Genomic DNA, 26,629 nt, shown 5'->3' with positions numbered 1-26,629 from the left:
GGGTTGGTCTGCGCCATCTGGGGGTGATCACCCCCAGATGCGGCGAACCATGCGGCATACGTCAGCGGGCGGTGTGGCGTGGGCAGCGCGGGTGACTGCATCCGGTCACGGCGGGTAGTCGCTCGGGGGGACGAACCGCCAGAGCTCGTCCGTCCACCAGTACTGGCAGACGACGAAGACGATGAGCAGCGGCACGGCACGCCAGAGCAGCCGCCTCCAGCCGTTGCCGCGCGCGTCGGCCCAGCCGGCGCCGAGCATGACGACGAGCAGAGGGAAGAGCGGCACGAGGTAGCGGAAGATGCTCGTGTAGGGGTCGAGCACCACGGCGAGGTAGGCCGGGTAGGCGAGCGCCCACGTGCGCAGGTCAGCGCCGAGCCGGGCCGCCCAGGGCCCGGCCACCATGGCGACGAGGACGAGCGGGACGACGACGAGCCACACCGGACCCCACGTGTCGCCGAGGAAGTAGCGCGCCTTGTCGAGCCACGGGGTGAAGGGCTCGACCGTCGCGTAGCCCCGCCAGGCGGCCATCGTGTCGGTGTAGGCGCTGCTGACACCCGTGCGCCACCAGGCGATCGCCGGCCACAACAGCCCCGCGACGCCGCACCCGACGAGCGAAGCGGCCATGGCGGCATACTCGCGGGTGGCGATCGGACGCTCGGCGCGCTGTCGCCAGCGGATCACGAGCACGACGAGTGTCACGACCCCGAGCGGCACGGCGATCGGGCGCGACAGCCCGACGAGCAGCGCGACGACGGTCGCCACGAGCCACCGCTCCCTCGAGAGCGCGTAGAGGTAGCCGACGAGGAGCAGCATCGCGAGCGACTCGGTGTAGGCCAGCTGCAGCGTGACCGACGCGGGGAAGCTGGCCCAGAGCGCCACGACGAGGTATGCCGCCGGGTCGCCGATGCGGCCACGCAGGAGCAGTCCCATGAGCACGGCCGCGGCGAAACCGCACAGGAGGGCGATCGTCGAGGCGACGACGGGGAAGCCGAGACCGGTCACCGCCATGACGGCGCGCGCGAGGTAGGGGAAGAGAGGGTAGAACGCCCAGGCGTTCTCACCGACCTTGCCGGAGTCGGAGACCGGGAGGGTCGAGGGGTAGCCGTGCTCGGCGATGAGCTGGTACCACTGCCCGTCCCAGAGGGCCGTGAACGGGAAGTAGGTGACCGGCACGTCCTCGCCGCCGGTCATGCCGCTCGGCACCTGGTGCCCCATCACGACGACGAGGATCGTCGTCGTGACCACCCGCGCGAGGGCATAGATCGCGAGCACCCACAGCACGAACTCGCGGCGAGGCCGCAGGGAGAGAACTGTGGTCATGAACGGGGTTCGGCGCCGTCCGGAGCCTCGGTCGCCCCGGGCGAAGCGCTCTTTCTACTGCCGGGGTTGCTCTCTCGGTTGTCCGGCGTGGGGCCCGGCCCCGGAGTGCGGGATGCCGCCGACGACGTGCTCTCTCGATTTCCGGGGAGGGCGGCGGCTGCTTCCGTGTTGGCGCGGAGGACGGCGATCTCCTCGTCCTTCTCGCGCAGCTCGCGCCGGAGCCGGTCGACGACGCCGTCGACCTGGCTCATCCGGTAGCCGCGCAGGCTGACGTCGAAGACGAGGTCGTCGAAGTCGGAGTCGGCGATCGGCTCGTCGGGCAACGGCTCGTGCGTGAGGCTACGGGTCTCGCCGCCGAGGCCGCCGATCGAGCTCCCACCGATGAGGCCGAGCACGAGCGCCGCGATGAAGCAGACGACGACGACACCGACGAAGAGGATGAACCAGGTCACGGGGCGGGCTCCTCGTAGGCCGTGATCGCGGCGACCGCCTCGGCGGGGTCGTCGGTGAGGATGAGGCGGTCGAGGTCCTCCTGGCCGATCATGCCGTCCGCGAGCACGGTGTCACGCAGCCAGTCGATGAGGCCCTGCCAGTACGAGATGCCCATGAGCACGACGGGGAACTCGGTCACCTTGCGCGTCTGCGCGAGGGTCACCGCCTCGAAGAGCTCGTCGAGGGTGCCGAAGCCGCCGGGCAGCACGATGAAGCCGTGCGAGTACTTGAGGAACATCACCTTGCGCGCGAAGAAGTAGCGGAAGTTGATGCCGAGGTCGACGAACTCGTTGAGGCCGGTCTCGAAGGGCAGCTCGATGCCGAGACCGACCGACGTGCCCCGCGCCTCGAAGGCACCCCGGTTCGCCGCCTCCATCGCGCCCGGACCTCCGCCGGTGATGACGGCATAGCCCGCCTCCGCGAGCCGGCGACCCACCTCGACCCCCATGGCGTATGCCGGGTCGCTCGGTCTCGTGCGCGCCGACCCGAACACCGCCACCGCCGGACCGAGCTCCGAGAGCGAGCCGAAGCCCTCCACGAACTCCGACTGGATGCGCAGCACGCGCCAGGGGTCGGCGTGCAGCCAGTCGACCTGGGTCGGGCCCTGCAGCAGCCGCTGGTCAGTGGTCGTCGCAGGCACGCGGCCGCGCCGCAGGGTCACCGGGCCGGTCTGGCGCCTCTCGCCCGCTTCAGGCGGGGTCGCGCCCGGCTGCTCGTCACTCACAGCGTCACCCTATGCGTCCGGGGTGTGCCCCCGACGTCGCAACCCCCGCACCCGCCTCGGGGCGATCCCTGAAGGTCGCGCCTCAGGCCAGCCAGCGCAGCAGGGCGGCCTCGGCAGCGGTGTACTGCTCGACGGGGCAGCTCTCGTCGTCCATGTGGGCGAGGTTGGGGTCGCCCGGGCCGTAGTTGACGGCCGGGATGCCCAGGGCGGAGAAGCGGGCGACGTCGGTCCAGCCCTCCTTGGGGTTGACCGGCACCCCCAGGGCCTCGATGAAGGCCTGGGCTGCCGGCAGGTGCAGGCCCGGGCGCGCACCGTCGGCGGCGTCGCCGAGCGTCACCTCGAAGCCATCGAAGACCTCGCGCACGTGGGCCAGCGCCTGCTCGGTGTCCTTGTCGGGTGCGTAGCGGTAGTTGACGGTCACCGTGCACCGATCGGGGATGACGTTGCCGGCGATCCCGCCGGCGATGCCGACCGCCTGGAGCGCCTCGTGGTAGTCGAGGCCGTCGACCGGGACCGTGGCGGCTTCGTAGGCCGCGAGGCGGGCGAGCACGACGGCGGCGTCGTGGATCGCGTTGTGGCCTTTCCACGGCCGCGCCGAGTGCGACGCGATGCCCTTCGTCACGACGTCGACGCGCAGGGTGCCCTTGCACCCGCCCTCGACGGCGCCGTCGGTGGGCTCGAGCAGCACGGCGAAGTCGCCGTGGAGCAGCTCGGGACGGTGCTCGGCGAGCCGGGCGAGACCGTTGAAGCGGGCGTCGATCTCCTCGCACTCGTAGAAGAGGAAGGTCAGGTCACGAGTTGGCTCCGTGACCTGCGCGGCGATGCGGAGCATGACCGCGACGCCGCCCTTCATGTCGACGGTGCCGCGGCCCCAGAGCAGCCCGTCGACCTGCGTCGTCGGCAGGTTGGGCGCGGCGGTCAGCGGCACGGTGTCGATGTGGCCCGCGAGCACGATACGCTCGGCCCGACCGAGCGAGGTGCGCGCCACGACCGTGTTGCCGTCTCGCTCGACGGTCAGGTGAGTGAGCGGGCGCAGCGCCGCCTCGATCGCGTCGGCGAGCGCGGCCTCGTCCTGGCTGACCGACTCGATGTCGCACACGGCTGCGGTCAGCGCGACGACGTCGCAGGAGAGGTCGAGGGCGGTCACGGAGGTGGCCTGGGCGGCATCGGTCGGGGACGGCATACGGGGAAGGCTAGCGGCCACGGGCTCCCGGCCGCCGCCTGGCACCGTGTGACGACGGGGCCACTCGAGGCTCGAGTGGCCCCGTCGTCACACGGTGCGCCCAGCCCGCGAGCCGGGTTGGGCGGGCGCGACTGCCCACCCCTACCCTTGGGCCCATGTCTGAGCAGCGCGGTGCATGGGGATTCGGCCTGGCGACGGTCACGGACGGCGGGCAGGTGCTCGATACGTGGTACCCCGCCCCTGCGCTGGGGGCAGCTCCCGATGACGCCGCCGTCCCCGACGAGCTGCACGCGCTCGCCGGCACGGACCCCCTTCGCGGGGTGCGTACGGAGGTCGTGCGCCAGCAGATCGACCTCGATGCCGCTCCTGACGGCACGTCCGACGCGTACCTGCGCCTCCACCTGCTCTCGCACTGTCTCGTGCGCCCCAACGAGCTGAACCTCGACGGCATCTTCGGCGCGCTGCCCAACGTCGTGTGGACGAGCGCCGGCCCGTGCGCGGTCGACGGCTTCGAGCAGACCCGGGCGCGGCTGCGGGGCGCGGGGCACGTCGCCGTCTACGGCGTCGACAAGTTCCCGCGGATGACCGACTACGTCGTGCCGCAGGGTGTGCGCATCGCCGACGCCGACCGGGTGCGCCTCGGCGCGCACCTCTCCCCCGGCACCACGGTCATGCACGAGGGATTCTGCAACTTCAACGCCGGCACGCTCGGCACCTCGATGGTCGAGGGTCGCATCGTGCAGGGTGTCGTCGTCGGCGACGGGTCCGACATCGGCGCCGGCGCCTCGATCATGGGCACCCTCTCCGGCGGTGGCACGGAACGCGTGCGCATCGGTGAGCGTTGTCTCGTCGGGGCCAACGGTGGCATCGGCATCGCTCTCGGCGATGACTGCGTCGTCGAGGCGGGGCTCTACGTCACCGCCGGCACCAAGGTGATGCTGCCCGACGGCTCGGTCGTCAAGGCACGCGAGCTGTCGGGGTCGAGCAACATCCTCTTCATCCGCAACAGCGTCACCGGGGCTGTCGAGGCTCGCGACCGCGCGGGCACCGGCATCACCCTCAACGCGGCTCTGCACGCCAACGACTGACCGACTGCCGCCGGCCCCGCCGCCGGCACCGACGAAGGACATCCCTCCACCATGTCGAAGACCCGACCCGCCCCGGACCGGGCCGGGCCGAGCCGACCCGTCACGCGACCGCCGGCACGGCGCCGGCGCCGGGCGATCTCGCTGCTCGTCATCCTCGGACTGCTCGCCACCGCGGGCTGGTTCGGAGCCCGCTTCCTGCTCGACAGCGTCATCAACCCGCAGTGCACGATCACGGCCGGCGGCATGACCGAGACCTTCGACCCCGAGCAGGCCGGCAACGCCGCCCTCATCGCCGCCGTGGCGACCAAGCGCGACCTGCCGCCCCGCGCCGCGACGATCGCGCTGACGACGGCGATCCAGGAGAGCAAGATCCGCAACCTGCGCTACGGCGACCGTGACTCGCTGGGCCTCTTCCAGCAGCGGCCGAGCCAGGGGTGGGGCACCGAGGAGCAGATCCTCGACCCCATCCACGCGACGAACGCCTTCCTCGACGCCCTCGTGAAGTACAAGGGCTACGAGACCGCCGACATCACGAAGATCGCGCAGCGGGTGCAGAAGAGCGGCTTCCCCGAGGCCTACCGCGACCACGAGGGTGAGGGCCGCGTGCTCGCCTCGACGCTGACGGGCCACTCCCCTGCCGGGCTCGTGTGCCGCCTCGACGCCGCGAAGACCCACGCCAGCCCGGCCGCGGTCGCCGCCGACCTCGAGAAGCAGATGGGTGTCACGACCTCGACCGCCGGCGACGGCGTGCTCACCGTCAAGGCGGCTGACGTGACGACGGCCTGGGCCGTCGCCCACTGGGCGGTCGCGCGGGCCGAGCAGTACGGCGCGACCTCGGTCACCATCGGCGAGCGCACGTGGGACCGTTCCGCCCGCGAGCCCGCATGGTCACCGGGCGCCGACGGCAAGACGGTGACGATCACCCTCTCCTGACAAGTCGAGAGGCCACTCTGTGCCGCCCCTGACCCGTCGAGAGGCCACAGCTTGCCGCCCCTGACCCGTCGAGTGGCCACAGCTTGCCGCCCCCGACCCGTCGAGTGGCCACAGCTTGCCGCCACGGGCGCGTCGAGTGGCCACGGTATGCCGCCCCCGACCTCCGCGCGTCACGCGCGCCTGCGCCCACGGCCCAGCGCGAGCCGGCCCGACGGCATACGGCATCGGGCATGCGAACGGCCCGCCCCGGGTAACGGGACGGGCCGGACGCTTCAGGACTCAGCCCGGGTAGTTGCGCTCGGGGGCGCCGGTGTAGATCTGGCGCGGGCGGCCGATCTTGGTCTCCGGGTCGTTCATCATCTCGCGCCACTGGGCGATCCAGCCCGGGAGGCGGCCGATCGCGAACAGGACGGTGAACATCTTCGACTCGAAGCCCATGGCCTTGTAGATGAGGCCGGTGTAGAAGTCGACGTTCGGGTAGAGCTTGCGCTCGACGAAGTAGTCGTCGGCCAGCGCGATCTCCTCGAGGCCCTTGGCGATCTCGAGCAGCGGGTCGTTGTGGCCCAGCTTCTCGAGGATGTCGTCGGCGGCCTTCTTGATGATGGCCGCACGCGGGTCGTAGTTCTTGTAGACGCGGTGCCCGAAGCCCATGAGGCGGACGCCGTCCTGCTTGTTCTTGACCTTCTCCATGAAGTGCTTCGGGTCATCGCCCGAGGCGTGGAGCTTGCCGAGCATCTCGAGGACCGCCTGGTTGGCGCCGCCGTGGAGCGGGCCCGAGAGGGCGTGGATGCCGGCAGAGACCGAGTTGAAGAGGTTCGCGTGGGCCGAGCCGACGAGACGCACGGTCGAGGTCGAGCAGTTCTGCTCGTGGTCGGCGTGCAGGATGAAGAGCAGGTCGAGGGCCTTGGCGACGGTCGGGTCGACCTCGTAGGGCTCGACGGGGTAGCCGAACGTCATCCGCAGGAAGTTCTCGACGAACGACAGCGAGTTGTCGGGGTACATGTAGGGCTGGCCGACGCTCTTCTTGTGGGCCATCGCCGCGATCGTCGGCAGCTTGGCGAGCAGGCGCACGGTCGAGATCTCGACCTGCTCCTGGTCGAAGGGGTCGAGGCTGTCCTGGTAGAACGTGCCGAGCGCCGACACTGCCGAGCTGAGCACGGGCATCGGGTGCGCGTCGCGCGGGAAGCCGTTGAAGAAGGCGCGGAGGTCCTCGTGCAGCATCGTGTGCCGGCGGATGAGGTCCTCGAAACGGCCCAGCTCGTCGGGCGAGGGCAGCTCGCCGTAGATGAGCAGGTACGCGACCTCGACGAACGACGACTTCTCGGCCAGCTGGCTGATCGGGTAGCCGCGGTAGCGCAGGATGCCCTGGTCGCCGTCGATGTAGGTGATGTCGCTCTTGCACGACGCGGTGTTGACGAAGCCGACGTCATACGTGACGCGCCCCGTGTCCTTGAGAAGCGACCCGATGCTGACCCCGTCGTTGCCGTCGACGGCCTCGACGCCCGGGAAGGTGACTTCCTTGTCTGCGACCTTGAGTGTCGCGTCCACTGCATTCGTCACGGTTCCTCGCCTCCTGTCGATCCGGCCAGGGGTCGCCGGACGTGTCCGCGTGCGACGTTACCCCAGCGGCGGGCCCGAGGACCAAACAGGGTCCACCCCTGAAGAACCGGACGCCGAGGACCCGCCGCCGGCCGGGACGCCACTCAGGACGCGGGCGCGAGTCGTGAGCAGGCAGCGGCGATGCGCTCGTCGGTCGCCGTGAGGGCGATGCGCACGTGCTGGCCGCCCGCAGCCCCGTAGAACGAGCCGGGCGCCACGAGGATGCCGAGGTCCGCGAGCGCGGAAACCGTTGTCCAACAGTCCTCTTCGCGGGTGGCCCAGAGATAGAGGCCGGCCTCGGAGTGGTCGACACGCAGCCCAGCCGCCACGACTGCCGCGAGCAGCCGCTCACGCCGTCGGCCGTATGCCGCCCGCTGGGCATCGACATGGGCGTCGTCGCGCAGGGCGACCGCCATGGCGTGCTGGACCGGTGTGGGCATGATCATGCCGGCGTGCTTGCGCACCTCGAGGACGGACCCGATGATCTGCGGGTCACCGGCGACGAAGGCGGCCCGGTAGCCAGCGAGGTTGCTCTGCTTGGACAGCGAGTAGACCGCGAGCAGTCCGCGGTGGTCGCCTCCGCTCACCTCGGGGTGCAGGATGCTCGGCGTCGTCGTGCCGAGCTGCCCCTCGCGCCAGTCGAGCTCGGCGTAGCACTCGTCGCTCGCAACGACGACGTCGTGCTCGCGGGCCCACTCGACGACCTTGCGCAGGTGCGGAACTCCGAGAACCTGCCCGTTGGGGTTGCCGGGACTGTTGAGCCACAACAGTTTTGGCGTCGTCGACGCCGTCAGCGGGCCGAGACTGGTGAGCGACTGGGCCACGACCGAGGTGGCACCGGCGAGCCGGGCGCCGATGTCGTAGGTGGGGTAGGCCACGGCCGGGATGCCGACGAGGTCACCCGCCCCGAGGCCGAGGAAGGTCGGCAGCCACGCGACGAGCTCCTTGCTGCCGATCGTCGGCAGCACCGCGTCGGGCTGCAGCCCGGTGACCCCGCGACGACGAGCGAACCACTCGCAGATGGCTGCCCGCACGTCGGCAGTGCCGACGGTGAGCGGGTAGCCGGGTGCGTCAGCGGCCGCCACGAGGGCGTCGCGCACCACGTCGGGAGTCGGGTCGACCGGGGTGCCGACCGACAGGTCGACGAGACCCTGAGGATGTGCGCTCGCCCGCGCCTTGTAGGGCGCTAGCGAGTCCCAGGGGAAGTCCGGCAGCGCAGGTGGCGAGAGCGTGGGTGCCACGCGTCAGCTCACTCGGCTCACTCGTCGTGCTCCTGCGGAGGCAGGGCTGCGATGAGCGGGTGGTCCTTGTCGATGACGCCCATCTTGGCCGCACCACCGGGGCTGCCGAGGTCGTCGAAGAAGTGGACGTTCGCGTCGTAGTAGTCGGCCCACTGCTCGGGGACGTCGTCCTCGTAGTAGATCGCCTCGACCGGGCACACCGGCTCGCACGCACCGCAGTCGACGCACTCGTCGGGGTGGATGTAGAGCGACCGCTTGCCCTCGTAGATGCAGTCGACGGGACATTCCTCGATGCACGCCCGGTCCTTCAGGTCGACGCAAGGCTGGGCGATGACGTAGGTCATGGGGTGCGGACCTCCTGCTGTGGAGCGTTCGGGGCGGATGCGTGCACCGCTTAGTATGCCGGACATGACTGGCGACCCCACGCATGACCCCGCCGCTGAGACGCCCGCTGAGATGCCCGACGAGAGCACCCGGCAGAGCGCTCGGCAGGGCGAGGTTCCGACGTCCGACGGGTCTGCGCCGACTGCCACCGACTCTGGCACCGACTCTGCCGGCCACCGGCTCTCGGCGGCCCTGACCATCGGCAACCGCGTCGTCGTGCGCTACCGCCTCGAGGAGGGGTCGCAGGCCCGCGCCACCGACTTCGTCGGCGAGCTCATCGCCCGCAACGACGACTTCCTCATCGTCGACACGAAAAAGGAGCGGGTGAAGCTCATCCGCGCCGACGTCATCGCCGCCAAGGACGTGCCGCCTCCGGCGAGCCGTCCGGGCCCCGCGCACGAGCGGGTCTCGGCCGACGACCTCGAGACGCTCATGGCCAAGGGTTGGGTCGCCACCGACCGGGCAGGCCTCGGTGACTGGGTGCTGCGCTACGCCGGCGGTTTCACCGGCCGGGCCAACTCCGCTCTCGTTGTGGGTGACCCGAGCCTGCCCGTCGACCGGGCCATCGACTACGTGGAGCGGTGGTACGCCGAGCGCGACGCCCCGCCGCTCTTCCAGGTCCATGGCGAGAGGGGTTTCGCGCTCGAGGACGTGCAGGCCGGGGCAGCCCTGCTCGAGCGCGGCTACGTCGCGGGCGCCGGCCGCCCTGACTGGACGCGGGTCCTCGTCCTGACCGGCCCGAGCGCCGACGTGCCGCCGCTGACGACCGAGTCGGTGCCGGTGACCGCCGACGCCAAGCTCTCTCCCGAGTGGCTCATGACCTACGGCCGCAGCCGCTCGGTGGTGCCCGGCGCGACCGAGGCCGTGCTCACGGGCAGCGACGGTCAGCTCTTCCTGTCGGTGCGCGACGAGGCCAGCGGCCGCATCATCGGCATCGCCCGCATGGCGATCCACCCGGGGTGGGCGGGCATCTTCGGGGTGTGGGTCGACCCGGAGCACCGCCGCCGCGGCATCGCCTCGACGATGGTCTCGGCGGCCGCGATGGTGGCCCGCGAGAACGCCATGCCCGCCATCTACCTCCAGGTGTCGGCCGACAACGCCGACGGCATCGCCTTCTGGCAGGGGCTCGGCTTCGGCGTGCACCACGAGTACACCTACCTCGCGCAGCCCACCGCCTGACGCTCAGTCGAGGAGCGAGTGCCGGCGCTGCGCCACCGGCACCGGCTGCCAGGTGCGCGGGTCGACGCGTCGGAAGCCCTCGCGCGCCGTCGTGCGCGTCGCGACGAGGTTCGACAGGGCGTGCACGTCGTCGCTGACGACGAGCACCTGGGTGACGTGGGCGCGCAGCGCGGCGTTCTTGACGGCCCGCGCGGCGTCGTCGACGACGACGTGGGTCACGAGCTCGTCGTCGACGACCGACGGCGGGTAGGGGTCGTCGTCGCCGAGCAGCACCAGGGGCCAAGGGCGCTCGCCTGACGGGTCGCGCCGGCGGGCGTGCTCGCGCCACCACGTCTCGCTGCGGTATGCCGCCGGGTCGGCTTCACGCAGCCACGCCCGGTCCTCGCGGGCCCAGCTCACCGGCGTCAGGATCTCGTGGACCCGCGCCGGCAGGACCTCGTCCGGCACGAGCTCGAGGGCGCGACGGGTGACGCGGTGGGCCTGGATGTGGTCGGGGTGGCCGTAGCCGCCGTGCTCGTCGTAGGTGATGACGACATCGGGTCGCACCTGCGTGATGACGTCCACGACGAGGCGCGCGGCCTCGTCGAGGTCAGCGCCGGTGAACGCCTCGGGCCGGGCTGCAGCGGCCGAGCCGGCCATGCCGGAGTCGCGGTAGCGCGAGAGGCGACCCGAGCCCTCCCCGAGCACGTGCATCGTCGCGCCGACCCGGCGCAGGGCCTCGGCGAGCTCGCCGTGCCGGTGCGGGCCGAGCGCGTCGTCGGGCGCGGCCTCGAGGTGGGCGAGCCCGGGCGGGATGACCTCGCCCTCCTCGCCCAGCGTGCACGTCAGCACGTGCACCTCGTCACCGCGGGCGACGTGGTGGGCCATGGCGATGCCGCACGTCAGCGACTCGTCGTCGGGGTGGGCGTGGACGAGGAGCAGGCGCGCCGCGCGGCTGCTCGGGGCGGCCCCTTCTGACTCGTCTGTCATGGGTTCCGCTCCTCAGCGCACGGCGACGGTGGCGAGGTCGACGATGCCGCCGACCGCGTGGTCCTCGTAGTGGCGCACCCCGGCGCCGTGGAGGTAGAGGGCCTTCGTCGCCGAGAGCGCGACGTAGCCGCCCTTGGCCCGGATCGCGTCGTCGACCTGGGCCCAGACGCGACGCCGGGCAGCGGGGTCGACGGTGCCGTCGGCCTTGTCGATGAGGGCGGCGACCCCGTCATCGGTGAAGTAGCCGACGTCCTGGCCCGGCCCGGAGGAGTCGACGTTGATGCGGAAGTCGAACAGGGCCGGCAGCACACCGCTCGGCGACGGGATGTCAGAGGTCCAGACGCCGCGGAAGACGTCGTAGCTGTCGACCGACGACTTCTGCTCGATGGTCTCGTAGTACTTCTCGGGCTCGACGGCGGTCAGCTGCACGTCGAAGCCGGCGCGCTCCCACCCGGCGGCGAGGGCGGCATACGCCTTGTCGATGAGCCCCGACTTCGCGTGCACGACGCGCACGGTGACGGGAAGGCGCACCCCGGCGTCGGTGAGCACCTTGCGGGCGGCCTCGGGGTCGCCCATGACCGACGATCCGCGCGGCGGCTCGACCCCACTCGGGTCGATGCTCGGCGCGAGGATCGACCACGACGGTGCCCCGGCGCCCTCGCCGCCGTTGGCGCTGACGTAGGTCGCACGGTTCGTCGCCATCGCGAACGCCTTGCGCACGGCGGGGTTGCCCATGACCTTGCTGCGCATGTTGATCGCGAGGTAGTCGACGTTGCCCGTGTAGGGAAAGGTCAGCCGGGCCTGCAGGTCCGTGCCCGCCTGGTTGCGCAGGGTGGGCGACGCGGCCACCCACGACACGGCATACGTGTCGTCGTCCTGCTGGTTGAGCAGGCGCTGGATGACGGTGGACTCACCCAGCCCCGTCGTGACCTCGATGCGGTCCGGCAGCGCCTCACGGATCGGGTCGGTGCGAGGGTCCCAGTGCTCGTTGCGCACGAAGGTGCCGCCCTGGCCGACGACCCACGGCTTCTCGAGGCGGTAGGGCCCGCTGCTGATGACGTCGTGCCCGGCCTTGTCGTCGTCGGTGTCGGCGGATGCCTTGCGCGGCGCGAACTCCGGCAGCGCGACGATGTGCGCGAAGTCCGGCTCGGGCTCGCGCAGCTGGAAGGTGACGGTGCGGCCCTTGCACGAGACCGCACTGTCGAAGTCGCGCTGGTGGCTCTTGTCCGACGGCCCTCCGTAGACGGGCTTGTCGAGCCCCTCGGGCGTCACCTTCGTCGGCACGTCGAGCAGGTAGGTCGCGTAGTTCGTGCCGCCGATGTGCGTCGTGCGGTCGAAGGTGCGGGCCACCCCGTGACGCACGTCCTCGCACGTGATCGGCGAGCCGTCCTGCCACTTGACGCCCTCGCGGAGGGTGAAGCTCCACGTGCGCGAGTCCTTGCTCGCCCGCCCCGTGTCGGTCGCGAGGTCGCCCTCGAGGTCGCGCTGCCGGTCTCCGGTGCCGTATGCCGTGAGGCCGCGCACGAAGGTGCGCTGGGCGAAGAAGGCCTCCGGGCCGACATACATCAGCTGGGGGTCCCACGTGTCGACCGTGCCGGCGACGAGCACGCGCAACGTGCCCCCCGGCTGTCCACCGCCGGCCGCGGCAACCCCTACGACGGGGTTGCCGACGGCGCCGGTGTCAGCGGACGGCGTGACCGCCGTGCACGATGCCGCCCCCGTCGCCACTGCGGCGGCCACCCCGGCCGTGAGGAGGCTGACGCGGTGCTGACGGGTGGCACGGGGCCACCGCGACAGCACGGATCGCGCACGCTCGAACCCGCGGCTCACACCCGATCAGCCCTCGGCCTTCGCCGCCGAACGGGCCCGTGCGGCCGAGCGGGCGCGCACGTTGGCGTCGAGCTCGACCTTGCGGATGCGGACCGCCTCCGGCGTCACCTCGACGCACTCGTCCTCGCGGCAGAACTCGAGGCTCTGCTCGAGGCTGAGCTTGCGCGGCGGCACGATCTTCTCGAAGTTGTCGGAGGAGGAGGCGCGCACGTTGGTGAGCTTCTTCTCCTTGGTGATGTTGACGTCCATGTCGTCGGCGCGAGAGTTCTCGCCGACGATCATGCCCTCGTAGACCTCGGTCGTCGGCTCGGTGAAGAGCGTGCCGCGCTCCTGGAGGTTGACCATGGCGTAGGCAGTGACGACGCCCTTGCGGTCGGAGACGAGCGAGCCGCTGGTGCGGGTCGTGATGGCGCCGAACCACGGCTCGTAGTCCTCGAAGACGTGGTGGGCGATGCCGGTGCCACGGGTCTCGGTGAGGAACTCGGTGCGGAAGCCGATGAGGCCACGGCTCGGCACGAGGAACTCCATGCGGATCCAGCCGGTGCCGTGGTTGGTCATCTGCTCCATGCGGCCCTTGCGGGCAGCCATGATCTGCGTGATCGCGCCGAGGAACTCCTCGGGCGTGTCGATGGTGAGGCGCTCGACGGGCTCGTGGACCTTGCCGCCCACCTCCCGCGTGACGACCTGGGGCTTGCCCACGGTCAGCTCGTAGCCCTCGCGGCGCATCTGCTCCACGAGGATGGCGAGTGCGAGCTCGCCACGGCCCTGGACCTCCCACGCGTCGGGGCGCTCGGTCGGCAGGATGCGCAGCGACACGTTGCCGACGAGCTCCTTGTCGAGGCGGTCCTTGACCATGCGGGCCGTGACCTTCGAGCCGCGCACCTGGCCGACCATCGGGCTCGTGTTGGTGCCGATGGTCATCGAGATCGCGGGCTCGTCGACCGTGATGAGCGGCAGCGGGATGGGGTTCTCGGGGTCGGCGAGCGTCTCGCCGATGGTGATCTCGGGGATGCCGGCGACGGCGATGATGTCGCCGGGGCCGGCCTGCTCGGCGGGCTTGCGCTCGAGGGCCTCGGTCATGAGCAGCTCGGTGATCTTCACCCGCTGCTGCGAGCCGTCGTGGCGGCACCACATGACCTGCTGGCCCTTCTTGATCGTGCCGTTGAAGACACGGAGCAGGGCGAGGCGGCCGAGGAAGTTGGAGGCGTCGAGGTTGGTGACGTGCGCCTGCAGGGGCGCCTCGTCGTCGTAGGTCGGCGCGGGGATGGTCTCGAGGATCGTCTCGAAGAGGGCCTCGAGGTCCTCGCCCTCGGGCAGCCCGCCGTTGTCGGGCCGCTCGAGCGAGGCGCGGCCGGCCTTGGCCGACGCGTAGACGATGGGGAAGTCGATCTGCTCCTCGGTGGCGTCGAGGTCCATGAACAGCTCGTAGGCCTCGTCGACGACCTCGGCGATGCGCGAGTCGGGGCGGTCGACCTTGTTGATGCAGAGGATGACGGGCATCTTCGCGGCGAGCGCCTTGCGCAGCACGAAGCGGGTCTGGGGCAGCGGGCCCTCGGACGCGTCGACGAGCAGGACGACGCCGTCGACCATCGACAGGCCGCGCTCGACCTCGCCACCGAAGTCGGCGTGGCCGGGGGTGTCGATGATGTTGATGGTGACACCGTCGGTGAGGCCACGGTCGGCGGCCGCCTTGCCCGTGTAGTGCACCGCAGTGTTCTTCGCGAGGATGGTGATGCCCTTCTCGCGCTCGAGGTCGCCGGAGTCCATGGCCCGCTCGTCGACGTGCTGGTGCTCGCCGAACGCGCCGGACTGCCAGAGCATCTTGTCGACGAGGGTGGTCTTGCCGTGGTCGACGTGAGCGACGATGGCGACGTTGCGGATGTCCGCACGGGTCTTCAAAGGCATGAGGGACATTCTCTCAGGGTTTTGAGGTGCCTTCGTACACGGTCGCCCGGCTCGCGCACGGTGGCACCCCTCAGCGATCGCCCGTGCGCGGGCCTGTGTGCTGCGCGACGAGCCGGTCCATGAGCGCATCCATCCGCTCGTCGACCTGCTGCCTCGAAGGGTCGGCGTCGAACCAGCCGATGATCTCGGAGGCCCCACGGTGGAAGGGCACGGTGGCGGTCCAGCCCGGCACGAAGCGCTTGACCTTCGAGTTGTCGAAGACCATGGAGTGCGCCTTGTCGCCGAGCAGGGCGGCGCCCCAGTCGGCGTCCACGGCGGCGATGGCGTCGGAGGTGACGTGCACGAGTCGCGGCGTCACACCCGCTGCAGCGGCGACGATCTCGTAGACCTGGTTCCAGCTCAGCCACTCGTCCGAGGTGATGTGGAAGCTCTCGCCGATGGCGGCCGGGTTGTCGAGCAGGCCGACGAACGCCCGCGCGAAGTCGGTGTGGTGCGTCAGCGTCCAGAGCGACGTGCCGTCTCCGTGGACCACCACCTCGGCACCGCGCCGCATCCGCTCGACGACCGTCCAGCCACCGTCGAAGGGCGGCGCCGTGTGGTCGTAGGTGTGCGACGGCCGCACGATCGTGACCGGCAGACCCTGCTCGCGGTGGGCCCGCACGAGGAGGTCCTCGGCCGCGATCTTGCCGCGGGAGTACTCCCAGAAAGGGTTGCGCAGCGGGGTGGACTCGACGACCGGGAGCCGGGCCGGTGGGGTCTGGTACGCCGACGCCGAGCTGATGAAGACGTACTGCCCCATCCGCCCGCCGAGCACGTCGAGCCGTGCGGTGACGTCGTCCGGGCCGAAGGCGCGGAAGTCGGCCACGACGTCGAAGTCGCGGTCGCCGACCGCCGCGCGGAAGGACTCCGGGTCGTCGAGGTCGCCCGTGAAGAGCCGGCACCCCTCGGGCGCCGGCCTCGTGGCGGTGCGGCCACGGCCGAGGACGAAGACCTCGAAGCCCTGCTCGAGCGCCGTCCGGGTGCAGGCCGAGCTGATGATCCCGGTGCCGCCGAGGAAGAGCACGGAAGGGGCTGGCATGGGTCGTCTCGCTCCCGGTCGGTGATGGTGGACGACGGCTCGCCGATCACGTCCGCGGCCACCCAGCACCGTAGCCCGCCGGCCGACGGCGCAGGGCGTTGCGCACCCCGCACCTCGCCTCGGGGAGGTCAGGTGAGGACGGTCTCGAGGGCGCGCACGATGGGCAGGTCGGCTGGGAGCCACGGCACGGCATACAGCTGCGACGGCTCGAGCCAGCGCAGCTCGTCGTGGTCCTCGAGCGGCGCCGGCTGCCCTTCCGTCACCTCGACGAGCCAGACGAGCATCTCGTAGCGGTCACCGAGCGGCCACGTGGTCCCGGGCAGCGGGCCCGGCAGGTGCGGGCCGATGTGCACCTCGACACCGAGCTCCTCGAGCAGCTCGCGGCGCAGGGCCGCGAGCGGCATCTCGCCCTCGTCCACCTTGCCTCCCGGCAGCTCCCACCCGCCCGCGAGCGTCGACGGCTCCGTGCGCCGGGCGGCCAGCAGGCGCGTGGGGCGCTCGAGGTCGTCGACGACCGCCGCCCCGACGACGAGGCGCACGGCGGGACCGGCGGGTCCAACGGGACCGGCGGGACCGGCGGGATCGGGCAGGGAGCTCATGGCGGGCACATGGTGCCACATCCGCCCGAGGCGCCGGCTGAGTCCCCGAGTGCGCTGGATAACTTAGGATGACCTTCATGCGATCGCACTCACGCCTCGACTCGCGCGCCGAGTCACAGGAGGGCCATAGTCCCGAGCCGGACGGCCCCACGGCTGCCCGGCTCCCCCAGCCCCACTCGCTCGTGCGGGTGGTGATCGCATGAGCATCGCCCTCGGGATCGCGCTGATCCTCGCCCTGACCGCGGCGACCGGCTACTTCGTCGCACAGGAGTTCGCCTACGTCGCCGTCGACCGCAACGCCCTCAAGGAGCTCGCCGCCCAGGGTGACGAGCCCGCCGAGCGGGCCCTGCGGGTCACCTCGCGCCTGTCCTTCACCCTCTCGGCCGCACAGTTCGGCATCACCGTGACCGCCCTGCTCGTCGGCTACATCTCCGAGCCGCTCGTCGGCGCGGGACTCGCCGAGCTGCTCGACCCGTCGATGTCGTATGCCGCCCGCCTCAGCCTCTCCGTCACCGCCGTGCTGGTCTTCTCGACCGTCGTGCAGATGGTCTTCGGCGAGCTGGCCCCGAAGAACCTCGCGATCGCCCGCACCGTGCCCCTCGCCCGGGCCCTGTCGCGCTCGACGCTCGTCTACCTCACCGTCGCCGGGCCGGTCGTGCGGCTCTTCGACCGCGCCTCGACGACCCTGCTGCGCAAGGTCGGCATCGAGCCGGTCGAGGAGCTCGAGCACGGCGCCACCGCCGAGGACCTCACCCGCATCATCGACGAGTCCCACGCCGGCGGCCTGCTCGATGACGACCTGTCCGACGTGCTCGAGGGCGGCCTCCGCTTCCGCGAGCTCGACGCCGGCGATGTCATGACCCCGCGCGTGCGCGTGCAGACCGTGCATGCCGACGACCCCGTGAGCCGGCTCGTCGAGCTGCTCGACACGAGCTGGTCGCGCTTCCCCGTGACCGGCGTCGACGGTGACGACATCGTCGGTGTTGCCGGCATCGCCGAGGTGCTCGCGGTCGCCCCCGAGCTGCGGGCGAGCACGCCCGTCGGCTCGGTGACACCCGAGCCGACCGTCGTGCCGACCAGTGCCCCGCTCCCCCGCGTGCTCGAGCAGCTCCGTGCCGACCACCGGCAGATGGCCGTCGTCGTCGACGAGCACGGCGGCTTCGCCGGCATCGTCACCTTCGAGGACATCGCCGAGGAGGTGGTCGGCGACATCCTCGACGAGGACGACACCGACGTCACCGCCGTCGAGCCCGACGGACCCGACGCCTGGGTCGTGCCCGGCCACCTGCGCCTCGACGAGCTCGACACCGCCACCGGAGTGAGGCTCACGGCCACCGACGAGTACTCCACCATCAGCGGCCTCATCCTCGAGCAGCTCGGCCGCACCGCCCAGGTCGGCGACGTCGTCGAGGTCGAGGGCCGCCGAGAGACCGACTCTGGCGACCAGCACCGCGACGACGAGGGCGGCTCGTCCGCCGAGCGCAACGGCTCCGCCGAGCGCGATGGGTCCGCCGACGCTGCAGAGCGGCATCGCTCCGACGACACCGGCGACCACCACACCACGCGCCCGCACGTGACCGTGCGCCTCGCCGTCGACGCCGTCGACCGGCACGTGCCCGCCTCGGTGCGCATCGAGGTCCTCGACCTCATGAGCGAGCTGGAGCTGCTCGACACAGCAGACAGCGACGTCCGAGCCGACCGCGAGGACCGAGCCGACCGCGAGGACCGCGCCGACCGCGCCGATCGGGTCAATGCCAGCGACGAGAGGAGCACTCGATGATCACCGCCCTGCTCGTCTCGCTCGTCCTGCTCGTGCTCAACGCCTTCTTCGTGGCGGCCGAGTTCGCTCTCGTCGCGAGCAAACGTCACCGCCTCGACGACCTCGCCGAACGCGGCAGCCGTGCAGCCGCGGCCGCCGCGGCCGGCAGCCGCGAGCTGAGCCTCATGCTCGCCGGCGCCCAGCTCGGCATCACGCTGTGCACGCTCGGGCTCGGCTCCGTGGCCAAGCCCGCCGTGGCTGACCTGCTGGCGCCCGTCTTCACGTTCCTGCGCCTGCCCGACACGGCGGCATACGTCGTGGCCGTGGTGCTGGCCGTCGGCATCGTCGTCTTCCTCCACATGGTCGTCGGCGAGATGGCGCCCAAGTCGTGGGCGATCGCCCACCCCGAGCGGTCGGCGGTGCTGCTCGCGCTGCCGTTCCGCGGCTTCGCGTGGGTCATGCGGCCCGTCCTCAGCCTGCTCAACGCCATGGCCAACGGCTGCCTGCGCCTCGTCGGGGTGCAGCCGCAGAACGAGCTCGCCCAGGTGCACGGGCCGAAGGAGCTCGCGCTGCTGCTCGAGAGCGCCCGCGAGCAGGGGCAGCTCGCGGAGTCCGAGCACCGGGTGCTCGCCGGGGCCATCGACCTCGACACGACGCGGCTGACCGAGGTCATGGTGCCGCTCGAGCGCGCCGTCGGCGTCGCGGGCTCCGCGTCGGTGCTCGAGGCCGAGCGCATCTCGCGCGACTCGGGTCGCTCACGCCTCGTCGTCACCGACGGCGGCGTGCCGGTCGGCATCGCCCACGTGCGCGACATCGTGCGAGCCCCGCGGGAGGCCGAGGTCACGACGCTGACGTCGGCGGCCCTGCGGTTCGAGCAGGACCTGTCGCTGCTCGATGCCATCAGTGCCATGCGCGCCGAGCGTGCCCAGCTCGTCCTCGTCGAAGGTCCCGAGGGGCCGGTCGGGCTCGTCACCATGGAGGATCTGCTCGAGCGCGTGCTGGGACAGTTCGACGACGAGACCGACCCGCAGACCGTGGTGAGCTGACGCACGGCGACCGTGCGGGCGAGGGGCCGCCTTCCCACAAGTGTGCCGCCGTGCGCGGCATGTCGCCGGAAGATATCCACCGCGTCACGATTCGGCATCGTCGGTTGTGAGTGGTGCCGAGTCGCAGAAAGATGGGCCCGGCGCAGCGTTGTGGGGCCTAAGGTTGCGCCTGCCGCAAAGCACCGGAGGCTGATCCTGCCCCCGGCCCCGATCTCACCCGGAGGTGACGGCACGTGAGTTCACCCGTGGAGCTCGAGCCCGGTGGTGCGATGGCCCCTCCGGAGGCCGTACTCGAGGGCGCCAAGCACATCGAGGGCCGGTCGCTGGGCCAGATCGCGTGGACCCGCCTCAAGCGCGACAAGGTCGCGCTCACCGGTGGGTTCATCATCATCTTCCTCGTCATCGTCGCGATCTTCGCGCCGTTCATCGTCAGCGTGCTCGGACACCCGCCCGACGAGTTCCACCAGGAGCTCATCGATCCCGACCTGCAGGTGCCGACGGCGCCGCTCGGCGGCGTGTCGTGGGACTTCCTCTTCGGCCTCGAGCCGGTCAACGGTCGCGACCTCTTCAGCCGCATCCTCTACGGCTCGCAGATCTCGCTGCTCATCGCCTTCCTCGCGACGATCATCTCCGTGTTCATCGGCACGATCATGGGCGTCGTCGCCGGCTACTTCGGCGGCGCCACCGACGCCTTCATCAGCCGCCTGATGGACATCTTCCTCGCCTTCCCGCTCCTCGTCTTCGCGCTCGCCCTCGTCGGCGTGATCCCCGAGTCGGCGTTCGGCCTGAGCGGCGACTCCCTGCGCATCGCCGTCATCGTCTTCATCATCGGCTTCTTCAACTGGCCCTACATCGGGCGCATCGTCCGTGGCCAGACCCTGTCGCTGCGAGAGCGTGAGTTCATCGACGCCTCACGCAGCCTCGGAGCCCGGGCGAGCTACATCCTGCGCAAGGACCTGCTGCCCAACCTCATCGCGCCGATCCTCGTCTACGCGACCCTTCTCATCCCGAGCAACATCCTCTTCGAGGCGGCCCTGTCCTACCTCGGCGTCGGGGTGCAGGCCCCTCGCGCCACCTGGGGCGGCATGCTCGCGGACGCGGCGAAGTGGTACCAGATCGACCCCTGGTTCATGCTGCCGCCTGGCCTGGCCATCTTCGTGACGGTCCTCGCCTTCAACCTCTTCGGGGACGGCCTGCGTGACGCCCTCGACCCCCGGTCTCGGTAACCTCCGCGGCCTGCAGTTTCGCTCGACCGATAGCAAGGAGCGCACAAACCCATGAAGAACACACGCTTGATGGCGGTCGCAGCCGCGGCCGTCCTCGCCCTGGGGCTGTCCGCCTGTGGCGGCAGTGCCAGCACTGGCACCGGTGGCTCGGGCAGCACCGGTGGCAGCGGTGGCAGCTCTGCGGCACCGGCGGCCGACGCGGCGATCGGCAAGATCTACAACCCGTCGACCACGAAGGGTGGCACGCTGCGCTTCGGCATGGCCGGCGACTGGGACTCCGTCGACCCGGGTGACACCTACTACGGTCTTTCGTGGAACTTCCTGCGCAACTACGCCCGCACGCTCGTCGTCTTCAAGGCGGCTCCGGGCGCTGAGGGCGCCAAGCTCGTGCCCGACCTCGCGACGAGCCTCGGCAAGCCGAGCGACGGCAACAAGACCTGGACCTACACCCTGCGCGACGGCATCAAGTTCGAGGACGGCACGCCGATCACGAGCAAGGACATCAAGTACGCCGTCGCACGTCAGCTCGACAAGGACACGTTCCCCAACGGCCCGACGTACTTCAACGACTTCCTCGCCGACATCCCCGCCGGCTACTCGGTCTACAAGGACAAGAACCTCGATGACCTCAAGTCGATCGAGACGCCGGACGACAAGACGATCATCTTCAAGCTGAAGACCGGCTTCTCGGGCTTCGACTACTTCGCGCAGCTGCCCGCCACGGCCCCCGTGCCCGTGGCCAAGGACACCGGCACGAAGTACAAGGAGAAGGTCGTCTCGAGCGGCCCCTACAAGTTCGTGTCCTATTCGCAGGGCAAGAACATGGAGCTCGACCGCAACCCGAACTACGACCCGAAGACCGACCCCGAGTCGGGCCGACTGGCCCTGCCGGACAAGCTGACGGTCGAGCTCGGCCTCAACGCGGCCGACGTCGACAACCGTCTCCAGAGCGGTGGCCTCGACGTCGACATCGCCGGCACCGGTGTGCAGGCCGAGTCGCAGGGCAAGATCCTCGCCGACCCGACCCTCAAGGCGAAGACCGACAACGCCCAGGCCGCCCGCACGTGGTTCTCGGTCCTCAACAGCGACGTCGCCCCGCTCGACAACGTCGACTGCCGCAAGGCCGTCGTCCTCGCCTACGACAAGACCGGCTACCAGCGCGCCTACGGTGGCAACACCGGTGGCGCCATCGCGACGAGCCTCATGCCGCCGAACGTGCCCGGGCACGCCGACTTCGACCTCTACAACTTCAAGGCGAAGCCGCAGGGCGACCCCGAGGCCGCCAAGGCCGAGCTCGCCAAGTGCGGCCAGCCGAACGGCTTCGAGACCAACGTCTCCTACCGCGCCGAGCGCCCGAAGGAGAAGGCCACCGCCGAGTCGCTGCAGCAGTCGCTCGCCAAGGTCGGCATCAAGCTCAACATCAAGGCCTACCCGACGGCTGACTACACCAAGCTCTACGCCGGCAAGCCCGACTACGCCAAGGCCAACAAGCTCGGCGTCATCATCTACGGCTGGGGTGCTGACTGGCCCGACGGCTTCGGCTTCCTCTCGCAGATCGTCGACAGCCGGGTCATCCGCCCGTCGGGCAACACCAACCTCGGCATCAAGGTGCCGGCGGTCGACGCGGGCATCGACCAGGCCATGGCCGAGACCGACGCCACGAAGCGCGACACGATCTGGGGCAACGTCGACAAGTCCGTCATGGAGGCCGCTGCGGTGATCCCGGGTGTGTGGGCCAAGGGCCTGCTCTTCCGTCCCGACACGATCACCAACGTCTTCGTCAACGACGGCTTCACGATGTACGACTACGCCGCGATGGGTGTCAAGCAGTAACACCGCACCACCCGTTCACCGCACCAACGCCCAACCCACCTGAAAGTAGGTGAAGGCGCAGACCGGTGGTGGTGGGACAAACCTGGTCCCACCACCACCGCGTCCGGCCGAATCCCTTGCTGACGTACATGATCCGGCGCTTGATCAGCGCCGTCGTCCTCCTCTTCGTCGTGAGCGCCGTCACCTTCGCCATCTTCTTCCTCCTGCCACGCGTGGCCGGGGCCACCGCCGACGACCTCGCCTCGCGCTACGTCGGCAAGACCGCGGGCCAGGAGCAGATCCACGCCGCTGCTGTCAGGCTGGGCTTCACCGACCCGATCTGGGTGCAGTACGGCCGCTTCGCCAAGGGCATCGTCGTCGGGTCGGAGTACAACACCGGCGTGTCGATCGAGCAGTGCCCGGCGCCCTGCCTCGGCTACTCCTTCATCACCCAGAACCCCGTCCTGCCCGACCTGCTCGACCGCCTGCCGGTGACGCTCTCGCTGGCGGCCGGTGCCGCGGTGCTGTGGCTCTTCGGCGGCGTCGCCACCGGTGTCGTCTCGGCCCTCAAACGAGGCAGTCCCATCGACCGCACCGCGATGGGCATCGCCCTCGCCGGCGTCTCGCTGCCGATCTTCTTCACCGGTCTGCTGGCGCTCTCGATCTTCAGCTACGGCCTGGGCTGGACCGCCCAGGGCGGCAGCTACACGCCCTTCCAGGAGAACCCCCTGATGTGGGCGTACGACCTCCTTCTCCCCTGGATCACCCTGTCGTTCCTGTATGCCGCCGCGTACGCCCGCCTCACCCGTGCCGGCATGCTCGAGACGATGAACGAGGACTACATCCGCACCGCACGGGCCAAGGGCCTGCGTGAGCGCGACGTCGTCGTGCGTCACGGCCTGCGTGCGGCGTTGACGCCGATCCTCACGATCTTCGGTCTCGACCTCGGCCTGCTCCTCGGCGGTGCCATCCTCACGGAGTCGACCTTCTCGCTCAACGGGGTCGGCAAGTACGCCGTCGATGCCGTGGCCAACAACGACCTGCCCAAGGTGCTCGGAGTCACCCTCCTCGGCGCCACGTTCATCGTCGTGGCCAACCTCGTCGTTGACCTCCTCTATGCCGTCGTCGACCCGAGGGTGCGTGTGTCATGAGCCAGCCCAGCCCCTCTCCCAGCTCTCCCGCCGGCCCCCCGTCCGGCTCGTCGGCCGACGGCACGCCCGCCGAGAACGCGCCCGCCGAGAAGCGGTCGCGTCGCAGGCGTGAGGCACCGCCCTCGACCGGGCTCGACGGCATCGGCGGCCTCGGCGCTGCTGCGCCGGACACCTTCCTGTCGGTGCGCGACCTCCGCGTCCACTTCCCCACCGACGACGGCGTCGTCAAGTCGGTCGACGGCATCTCCTTCGACCTCGCCCGCGGCAAGACGCTCGGCATCGTCGGTGAGTCCGGCTCGGGCAAGTCCGTGACGAGCATGTCGATCATGGGGCTGCACAAGCCCGGCACCGTGACGATGACCGGGTCGATCCGGCTCGGCAGCGAGGAGCTCATCGGCGCCGGCAGCGAGACCGTGCGCGAGCTGCGCGGCAAGCGCATGGCGATGATCTTCCAGGACCCGCTCTCGGCGATGCATCCGTTCTACACCGTCGGCCACCAGATCGTGGAGGCCTACAAGATGCACAACGACGTCAGCACCTCGGTCGCGAAGAAGCACGCCGTCGAGATGCTCGACCGGGTCGGCATCCCCCAGGCGAGCAGCCGCGTCGACGACTACCCGCACCAGTTCTCGGGTGGCATGCGCCAGCGCGCCATGATCGCCATGGCGCTGTCGTGCGACCCCGACCTGCTCATCGCCGACGAGCCGACCACCGCCCTCGACGTCACGGTGCAGGCGCAGATCCTCGACCTCATCCGCGACCTGCAGAGCGAGTTCAACTCGGCGGTCATCATCATCACGCACGACCTCGGTGTCGTCGCCGAGCTCTCCGACGACATCATGGTCATGTATGCCGGCCGGGCCGTCGAGTACGCCACTGCTGCAGACGTCTTCGAGCGTCCCGAGCATCCCTACACGTGGGGGCTGCTCAGCTCGATGCCGCGCCTCGACCGCGCGCGCACCGACCGCCTGCGCCCCATTCCGGGTTCTCCGCCGAGCCTCATCAACGTGCCGTCGGGCTGCCCCTTCCACCCGCGCTGCGCCTACGCCGACCGCACCGGCGGCCTCTCCCAGAGCCAGCGGCCGCCGCTAGACGAGAAGGCGCCCGGCCACTACGCCGCGTGCCACCTCACCCCGGAGCAGCGCACCGAGATCTGGGAGAACGACATCAGGCCGACGCTGTGATCACCATGACGACTCCAGGAGCATCCTCATGACGGCGTCGACCGCGCCCTCGCCCGACACCGACGTCACGCGGGGCGAGCCCCTGCTGAGGGTCACCAACCTCACGAAGCACTTCCCGATCCGCCGGGGCCTGCTCCAGCGGACAGTCGGGGCCGTGCAGGCCGTCGACGGGCTCAACTTCGAGGTCGCCAAGGGCGAGACGCTCTCTCTCGTCGGCGAGTCCGGCTGCGGCAAGACGACGACCGGCCGCATGCTGACCCGCCTCATCGAGCCGACCGACGGCCTCCTCGAGTTCGAGGGCAAGGACGTCACCCACTCCTCGATGCGCGCGCTCCGGCCGCTGCGTCGTGACGTGCAGATGATCTTCCAGGACCCCTACGGCTCGCTCAACCCGCGCCACACCGTCGGCACGATCGTCGGGGCCCCCTTCAAGCTGCAGAACATCAAGACCGAGAAGGGCATCAAGCGCTCGGTCCAGGACCTGCTCGAGCTCGTCGGCCTGAGCCCCGAGCACTACAACCGCTACCCACACGAGTTCTCTGGCGGCCAGCGGCAGCGCATCGGCATCGCCCGGTCGCTCGCCCTGCGGCCCAAGCTCATCGTCGCCGACGAGCCGGTGTCGGCCCTCGACGTGTCGATCCAGGCCCAGGTCATCAACCTCCTCGAGGACCTCCAGGACGAGTTCGACCTCACCTACGTCGTCATCGCGCACGACCTGTCGGTCGTGCGGCATATGTCCGACCGCGTGGCCGTCATGTATCTCGGCAAGCTCGTCGAGATCGCGGACCGCGACGAGCTCTACACCCGGCCGATGCACCCCTACACGACGGCGCTCATGTCGGCGGTGCCCGTGCCCGACACGAACCGGCGCACCAAGCGCGAGCGGATCCGGCTCACGGGCGACGTGCCGAGCCCGATCAACCCGCCCCCGGCGTGCCGCTTCAACACGCGGTGCTGGAAGGCACAGGAGGTCTGCCGCACGGTCGAGCCCCCGCTCGTGGCGATGGCACCCGGTCACCAGGTCGCGTGCCACTTCCCCGAGAACCCCGACGGCGCGCCCGCCGAACCGGCGCTCCTCGACACGCCTCGCACCCGTGCGGACGACGCTCCTGCAACGCGGGAGGACGACCCCACCGCGTGAGGGGAGGGAGCCACTCCTCCACCGGCCCACCAGGGAAGGTTTCGAATGCGTCGGTGGTTGAGCGGTGCATGAAGGTCGAGATCTGGTCTGCCATCGCCTGCCCGTGGTGCTACATCGGCAAGCGCCGGTTCGAGGCGGCCCTGGCCGCGTTCCCCCACCGCGACGACGTCGAGGTGCACTGGCGCAGCTACCAGCTCGACCCGACCCTTCCCGACCACCACGACGGCAGCGAGCTCGACTACCTCGTCGACCGCAAGGGCATGTCCCGGGCTCAGGTGAGCCAGATGTTCGACCAGGTCACGGCCATCGCGGCCGAGGAGGGGCTGCGCTACGACTTCGGCTCGGTCGTCGTCGCCAACAGCTTCGCCGGGCACGAGCTGCTGCACCTCGCGAAGGCACGAGGCGCCGGCGACGCGGTCAAGGAGGCTCTGCTGTCGGCCCACTTCGAGCACGGTGAGGACATCGGCGACCGTGACGTGCTCGTGCGCATCGGCACCGAGGCCGGCCTCGACGCCGACGAGATCGTCCGCGACCTCGCCAGCCACACGTGGCGCGACGCGGTCGTGGCAGACATCACCGCCGCGAACTCCCTTGGCATCAGGGGCGTTCCGTTCTTCGTCCTCGACGACAAGTACGGCATCTCCGGCGCCCAGCCGGCCGACGTCTTCACTCAGGCCCTCGACCAGGCCTGGCGCGAGTCGCACCCGCTCGTCATGGTCCAGCCCTCTGGTGCGGCCGACGACGTGGCGTGCGGTCCCGACGGCTGCGCCATCTGACCCACGCGCC

23 protein-coding genes are annotated in these 26,629 nt (G+C 70.5%); 11 read left to right on the top strand and 12 right to left on the bottom strand.

Going from position 1 to position 26,629, the window contains the following annotated elements; translation table 11 throughout:
* Positions 1-105: 105 nt before the first annotated feature.
* The 4 genes from FHX52_RS17285 to dapE all read right to left on the bottom strand — a co-directional run bounded on the left by FHX52_RS17285 (position 106) and on the right by dapE (position 3,719).
* Entirely contained in the window at positions 106-1,320 is a 1,215-nt protein-coding gene (locus FHX52_RS17285) for a hypothetical protein (protein WP_141823519.1), read from the bottom strand.
* Entirely contained in the window at positions 1,317-1,772 is a 456-nt protein-coding gene (locus FHX52_RS17280) for a DivIVA domain-containing protein (RefSeq protein WP_185747342.1), read from the bottom strand. The genes FHX52_RS17285 and FHX52_RS17280 overlap by 4 nt, the downstream gene beginning before the upstream one ends.
* Positions 1,769-2,536 (bottom strand): LOG family protein, encoded by a 768-nt coding sequence (locus FHX52_RS17275; RefSeq protein ID WP_141823518.1) that lies wholly within the window; start codon positions 2,534-2,536, stop codon positions 1,769-1,771. The genes FHX52_RS17280 and FHX52_RS17275 overlap by 4 nt, the downstream gene beginning before the upstream one ends.
* Positions 2,537-2,618: 82 nt before the next feature.
* Entirely contained in the window at positions 2,619-3,719 is a 1,101-nt protein-coding gene (gene dapE / locus FHX52_RS17270; protein WP_141823517.1) for a succinyl-diaminopimelate desuccinylase, read from the bottom strand.
* Between the two features lie 155 nt (positions 3,720-3,874).
* On the opposite strand from dapE, the gene dapD reads away from it, so the two are divergent.
* Together dapD and FHX52_RS17260 are read left to right on the top strand one after the other, a co-directional pair.
* The gene (gene dapD / locus FHX52_RS17265; RefSeq protein WP_141823516.1) at positions 3,875-4,807 is read left to right on the top strand and encodes a 2,3,4,5-tetrahydropyridine-2,6-dicarboxylate N-succinyltransferase; all 933 of its coding nucleotides are present in this window, start codon (positions 3,875-3,877) and stop codon (positions 4,805-4,807) included.
* A 51-nt stretch (positions 4,808-4,858) separates the two neighbouring features.
* Positions 4,859-5,740, top strand: coding sequence for a hypothetical protein (locus FHX52_RS17260; protein ID WP_246070085.1), 882 nt, complete (start codon positions 4,859-4,861; stop codon positions 5,738-5,740).
* 279 nt (positions 5,741-6,019) lie between these two features.
* Here FHX52_RS17260 and FHX52_RS17255 read toward each other — a convergent pair whose 3' ends face one another.
* The 3 genes from FHX52_RS17255 to fdxA all read right to left on the bottom strand — a co-directional run bounded on the left by FHX52_RS17255 (position 6,020) and on the right by fdxA (position 8,924).
* Complete coding sequence (locus FHX52_RS17255; protein ID WP_246070083.1) at positions 6,020-7,300, bottom strand: citrate synthase; 1,281 nt, start codon at positions 7,298-7,300, stop codon at positions 6,020-6,022.
* Between the two features lie 143 nt (positions 7,301-7,443).
* On the bottom strand, positions 7,444-8,580 hold the full coding sequence (gene dapC / locus FHX52_RS17250; protein WP_246070081.1) for a succinyldiaminopimelate transaminase: 1,137 nt from the start codon (positions 8,578-8,580) through the stop codon (positions 7,444-7,446).
* A gap of 17 nt (positions 8,581-8,597) precedes the next feature.
* The gene (fdxA, locus tag FHX52_RS17245) at positions 8,598-8,924 is read right to left on the bottom strand and encodes a ferredoxin (protein ID WP_141823515.1); all 327 of its coding nucleotides are present in this window, start codon (positions 8,922-8,924) and stop codon (positions 8,598-8,600) included.
* A 64-nt stretch (positions 8,925-8,988) separates the two neighbouring features.
* On the opposite strand from fdxA, the gene FHX52_RS17240 reads away from it, so the two are divergent.
* Positions 8,989-10,143 (top strand): GNAT family N-acetyltransferase, encoded by a 1,155-nt coding sequence (locus FHX52_RS17240; RefSeq protein ID WP_246070079.1) that lies wholly within the window; start codon positions 8,989-8,991, stop codon positions 10,141-10,143.
* Positions 10,144-10,146: 3 nt separating this feature from the next.
* On the opposite strand, the gene mshB is transcribed toward FHX52_RS17240, so the two are convergent.
* The 5 genes from mshB to FHX52_RS17215 all read right to left on the bottom strand — a co-directional run bounded on the left by mshB (position 10,147) and on the right by FHX52_RS17215 (position 16,524).
* Complete coding sequence (gene mshB / locus FHX52_RS17235; protein ID WP_141823513.1) at positions 10,147-11,112, bottom strand: N-acetyl-1-D-myo-inositol-2-amino-2-deoxy-alpha-D-glucopyranoside deacetylase; 966 nt, start codon at positions 11,110-11,112, stop codon at positions 10,147-10,149.
* Between the two features lie 12 nt (positions 11,113-11,124).
* Entirely contained in the window at positions 11,125-12,942 is a 1,818-nt protein-coding gene (locus tag FHX52_RS17230; RefSeq protein WP_246070077.1) for an ABC transporter substrate-binding protein, read from the bottom strand.
* A 6-nt stretch (positions 12,943-12,948) separates the two neighbouring features.
* The gene (gene typA, locus FHX52_RS17225; protein WP_141823512.1) at positions 12,949-14,847 is read right to left on the bottom strand and encodes a translational GTPase TypA; all 1,899 of its coding nucleotides are present in this window, start codon (positions 14,845-14,847) and stop codon (positions 12,949-12,951) included.
* A gap of 70 nt (positions 14,848-14,917) precedes the next feature.
* The gene (locus FHX52_RS17220; protein WP_141823511.1) at positions 14,918-15,925 is read right to left on the bottom strand and encodes an NAD-dependent epimerase/dehydratase family protein; all 1,008 of its coding nucleotides are present in this window, start codon (positions 15,923-15,925) and stop codon (positions 14,918-14,920) included.
* A gap of 128 nt (positions 15,926-16,053) precedes the next feature.
* Positions 16,054-16,524 carry a (deoxy)nucleoside triphosphate pyrophosphohydrolase gene (locus FHX52_RS17215; protein WP_141823510.1) on the bottom strand — a complete coding sequence of 157 codons (471 nt, stop codon included), beginning with the start codon at positions 16,522-16,524 and terminating at the stop codon, positions 16,054-16,056.
* 199 nt (positions 16,525-16,723) lie between these two features.
* On the opposite strand from FHX52_RS17215, the gene FHX52_RS17210 reads away from it, so the two are divergent.
* The 8 genes from FHX52_RS17210 (at position 16,724) to FHX52_RS17175 (ending at position 26,619) form a co-directional block, all read left to right on the top strand.
* Positions 16,724-18,304 carry a hemolysin family protein gene (locus FHX52_RS17210; RefSeq protein WP_141823509.1) on the top strand — a complete coding sequence of 527 codons (1,581 nt, stop codon included), beginning with the start codon at positions 16,724-16,726 and terminating at the stop codon, positions 18,302-18,304.
* Entirely contained in the window at positions 18,301-19,329 is a 1,029-nt protein-coding gene (locus FHX52_RS17205; protein ID WP_141823508.1) for a hemolysin family protein, read from the top strand. The genes FHX52_RS17210 and FHX52_RS17205 overlap by 4 nt, the downstream gene beginning before the upstream one ends.
* A gap of 233 nt (positions 19,330-19,562) precedes the next feature.
* The gene (locus FHX52_RS17200) at positions 19,563-20,555 is read left to right on the top strand and encodes an ABC transporter permease (RefSeq protein ID WP_141823507.1); all 993 of its coding nucleotides are present in this window, start codon (positions 19,563-19,565) and stop codon (positions 20,553-20,555) included.
* 51 nt (positions 20,556-20,606) lie between these two features.
* The gene (locus FHX52_RS17195; protein WP_141823506.1) at positions 20,607-22,388 is read left to right on the top strand and encodes an ABC transporter substrate-binding protein; all 1,782 of its coding nucleotides are present in this window, start codon (positions 20,607-20,609) and stop codon (positions 22,386-22,388) included.
* Between the two features lie 128 nt (positions 22,389-22,516).
* Complete coding sequence (locus FHX52_RS17190) at positions 22,517-23,518, top strand: ABC transporter permease (protein WP_246070076.1); 1,002 nt, start codon at positions 22,517-22,519, stop codon at positions 23,516-23,518.
* Positions 23,515-24,702 carry an ABC transporter ATP-binding protein gene (locus tag FHX52_RS17185; RefSeq protein WP_141823504.1) on the top strand — a complete coding sequence of 396 codons (1,188 nt, stop codon included), beginning with the start codon at positions 23,515-23,517 and terminating at the stop codon, positions 24,700-24,702. The genes FHX52_RS17190 and FHX52_RS17185 overlap by 4 nt, the downstream gene beginning before the upstream one ends.
* Positions 24,703-24,730: 28 nt before the next feature.
* On the top strand, positions 24,731-25,843 hold the full coding sequence (locus tag FHX52_RS17180) for an ABC transporter ATP-binding protein (protein ID WP_141823503.1): 1,113 nt from the start codon (positions 24,731-24,733) through the stop codon (positions 25,841-25,843).
* 68 nt (positions 25,844-25,911) lie between these two features.
* A complete protein-coding gene (locus FHX52_RS17175; protein ID WP_141823502.1) occupies positions 25,912-26,619 on the top strand; it encodes a DsbA family oxidoreductase in 708 nt (235 codons plus the stop codon).
* Positions 26,620-26,629 lie beyond the last annotated feature (10 nt).

It is taken from the genome of Humibacillus xanthopallidus (assembly GCF_006717145.1).
Classification (GTDB): domain Bacteria; phylum Actinomycetota; class Actinomycetes; order Actinomycetales; family Dermatophilaceae; genus Humibacillus; species Humibacillus xanthopallidus.
Note: the sequence above shows the minus strand (reverse complement) of the source record. Positions and strands in the feature narration are given on the sequence as shown.